The 3,400-nt window shown below is 56.3% G+C and carries 3 protein-coding genes; 2 read left to right on the forward strand and 1 reads right to left on the reverse strand.

Annotated features, from left to right (window positions below; genetic code table 11):
- Nucleotides 1-320, reverse strand: a 320-nt coding sequence (locus tag EN949_RS33935; RefSeq protein ID WP_164782637.1) for a metalloregulator ArsR/SmtB family transcription factor, incomplete at its 3' end; no start/stop codon positions are given.
- 1,249 nt (nucleotides 321-1,569) lie between these two features.
- Between EN949_RS33935 and EN949_RS33940 the strand changes: the two genes are divergently transcribed.
- The gene (locus EN949_RS33940; RefSeq protein WP_024505842.1) at nucleotides 1,570-1,794 is read left to right on the forward strand and encodes a hypothetical protein; all 225 of its coding nucleotides are present in this window, start codon (nucleotides 1,570-1,572) and stop codon (nucleotides 1,792-1,794) included.
- Nucleotides 1,795-2,594: 800 nt separating this feature from the next.
- Nucleotides 2,595-3,245, forward strand: a complete 651-nt coding sequence (locus tag EN949_RS33945) for a response regulator transcription factor (protein ID WP_245322253.1) — start codon at nucleotides 2,595-2,597, stop codon at nucleotides 3,243-3,245.
- Nucleotides 3,246-3,400: the final 155 nt, after the last annotated feature.

Below are 3,400 nucleotides of genomic sequence, written 5' to 3' on the forward strand. Positions count from 1 at the left end.
CCGGGCGGAACCGCTTGCCCAGACTGCTGGACAGCAACCACGACATTCCAATTGCAAAGCAGATCGCGTACCGCTCGATTTTCAGAGGAAAAATATACATTCCGGCCGTCCCGGCGGATTTTTACGAGCCCAACTTCCCGGAGCTTGGCTAGGTGGTGCCACGAGGCTGTCCGGCTAATATTAAGCCGTTCGCGAATTTTGCGATCCGGCAATTCATAGTCGAGCAGCAAGCTCAAAATGTGCAGCCGCCGCGCATTGCCCAGCACCTCCAGAAATTCGGCCGCTTGTGCGGCGTTAGCCCTTAGTCCGTCCGAGACCATGGATGCCTCTTCCCCAGCAACTTGCCGTCACGCCCGAAGACTGCGGAACAATCGATCTCTTCAATGAACACGGCCAGATCATCTGGCACGAGCCACTGGGCGTAGGACCGAAGCCGTCTCAACCCACAAGCCTTGGCATGCCTCTCGGCGCGCTCGGATTCAAGTCCAGCCATCGTTGAGCGCTGTTGTTGGATTGGCACGAAACCATTGAGGCGTCCTTCCGCCAGCTGACTGGCCCAGCAAGTCGTGACCTGTTCCACTCACCGCTCCTTTACGTGACCCGGCAGACAAAATACCACAGCCATGTCGATAGTGTCGGCTCCTCCATTATGATTAAGGTGGCGGGTTCTCCCCACCGCATTTCGGAGTTAGCCCTTTTGACGGTATGATTGCATTGCGTATCAACGGGATGCGCGGATGGGTTATTCCCATTTCGACCGAGCCTCCGTTGTTGCGCCGACGCAGGCGGGCCGAAGCTTTCAACACATCGACTTGCCCGGTGCGATGTAGTGTCGTTCGATGACCAACACCGCCTCCCCTTCCCTCTGATGGCCTCCATCGATTACCAAAATCGTAAATCCGCGACCTACAGTGCCAGTCGCTTCGTCCGGTCTTCGTTGAGCCCCCAGCCGATTGGATATCGCTCTGCCCAAGCACTCTTGGTTCCCCTTGAAAGATCATAAATGAATCGTGTGGCAGGCCTGAGCATCGAGTAGCAACCATGGGCCTCGTGCTACGGGTGACCGGCGCCCCCGACCCGAAATCGTTGCTCGCCCCTCTTTTCTGAAGGATACGGGCCCCCTCTGTAGCCCAGCAACCACCCATCATTATGAGGATTGCTTGCGACAGGGGGCGAGCGATGCCGTAACCGCTGAGATCTCCTTCCCGGTCGATGTCAACCACGATCAGCACCGAATGGCCAATGACGACGCCAGCTTCGCGTAGTCCCTGGGCGGCATCGGGATGAGTAGGCAAAAGCCTCCTGGCTTTTTTGTTTCGAGCAAGGCGTCACGAAGGCTGGTCAGCGGTTCTGGCAATCTTCACCATGCGACCTTGCCTCCTGCAAACGGCTAACTCGCAATCGAGCGAACGCTACTAAAGAACGCCTCGACCAAGGAAATTGGTATCTTACAATACCGGCGCAGGCTTGTTGGGCTTTCAGTTGTAATCCTGTGCCGATGATGAAATCATGCGCGCGCTTGACAACGGGCAGGTTAATTCAAGTTCCGCCACCAGGAGGAGAAGCGGTATGACCACTCAGGTTGTACATCGCGTATTCGGTCCCAAGCAGGTCAGGCAATTCAGGGAAGTCTACGAGCGCGCGCGCGTTGTGGAGGCAACTTACCCCGATTCGCACATTGCCAGCAAAGCCGCCAAACGGCTGATCGAGGCATTCGAAGCCGAGATCCAGACTGACGGGACGGTTCTGGATTTTCAGCAGCTATGCGAAGCAAACCCCCTGGGGACCGCCTGAGACCCGGACGTTGTCTGGCGAAGGCTCACGATGAACCGCTTCATCTGCCGACGTCAGCCATGCCCTGCAGGCGGATCGTGCTTGCCGTTCAAAAATCAAATTTCGGAAGTGGGTCGCCATGCGGAGCGATAGGGGAGCCATGGGGTGTTGGGCGGCGGTGGCTCCCCTATCCTGTCTCCGCATTTGTTCGCAGACAGGCAGCGTAAGCTCGAGCAGACGCCGGCAATCCAGTGTTCAGCGTGGTGTATACATCGTCAACGAAGCTTTTGGAGGTATGATGCAGCGTTGTCAGGAGGTGCGAGCAAACCCAACCACCGCCTATCGCATGAGACCCGCCGAATTAATCGCAAGAGCGCGTGCAACCAACACAGTGCGCGGTAACCGAGGATATCTATAGCCTGGTGCGGCACGGGCATGCGCCTTAGTTCGGGCCGCTCGCGCGGGTCAAACCGGTTTGGAGTCCCGTCTTCTCAACGTAAAAATTTACCGAAAAAATTAACTTATGTTAGAGAATGCTAATAAATAGCTCCTACACTCCCGAGGCTGCTCTACATGTCAGCAGCCACGTTGCTTGAGGTTCGCAATCAGCCTTGAGCGTGGAAAATGGGTCGGGTACCAAAAACTTCAAATTCTAAGAAAGGGCACTTATCGGGCGCCACAGGTACCTTCGTTGGGGAAGGGTGAGTATCGGTATGGTTTCTACAGCAGGACTGCACAGTTACGGTTCGTCAAATCGATCAAGAGTTCCGTCCAGCGGCACAGAAAATCTCCACCAAGAAGCAGGTAAGCAATACCTTCTCATGCTGGACGGGAGGGCCTTGGACCGCGAGTGTCTCGCTTCGGCGCTTGAGGATCATGAATTGGGCATGGTGGTCGTCGCCATGGGTTCGATCGAGGAATGGCGCATAAGGAAGGGTTCGGCTTCTCCCCTTTCAACCATACTCTTCAACCTCGGCGGCCGGAAGGTCACCGATCAGGGCATTGCAGAAGAAATCAGGCATATTTCGTCCGAGTTCAAGACCGTTCCGGTGGTCATCCTGGCCGACACCGAAGATCTTGCACAGGTGCTGACGGCTCTCGAATGCGGCGCACGCGGCTACATTCCGACTTCGGTCGGGATCGATGTGTGTGTCGAGGCGATCAACTTGGCTGCAGCCGGAGGCATCTTCGTTCCGGCCAGTAGTGTCCTTTCCATGCGGCACCTGATAAAATCAGGCAACTGCGACGCCCGGCCCTTGACGGGCATGTTCACGCTCAGGCAGGCAGAGGTCGCCCAGGCACTGCGACGCGGCAAGGCGAACAAGATCATCGCCCACGAACTGAACCTTCGCGAAAGCACTGTGAAGGTTCACATCCGAAACATCATGAAGAAATTGAAGGCGACCAACCGCACGGAGGTCGCCTACAAGGTGAACGATCTCTTCGCGGAAGGACCTCTGGGCCAAGAGTGATCGCATCAACAAGACGGCCCGTCCTGGTTTAGTGCTGGCGGGTCGTGTTTTTTGTCAACAGAACATTTGAATGAAGGTCGATGGATTTCGCGTTGCCGCACGACCGATGCCACGCGAGACTCCCTTCTGAATCGTGACTTTGCTCCGCGCAATGG

The sequence above is a fragment of the Mesorhizobium sp. M7A.F.Ca.US.007.01.2.1 genome, assembly GCF_003998165.1.
Classification (GTDB): domain Bacteria; phylum Pseudomonadota; class Alphaproteobacteria; order Rhizobiales; family Rhizobiaceae; genus Mesorhizobium; species Mesorhizobium ciceri.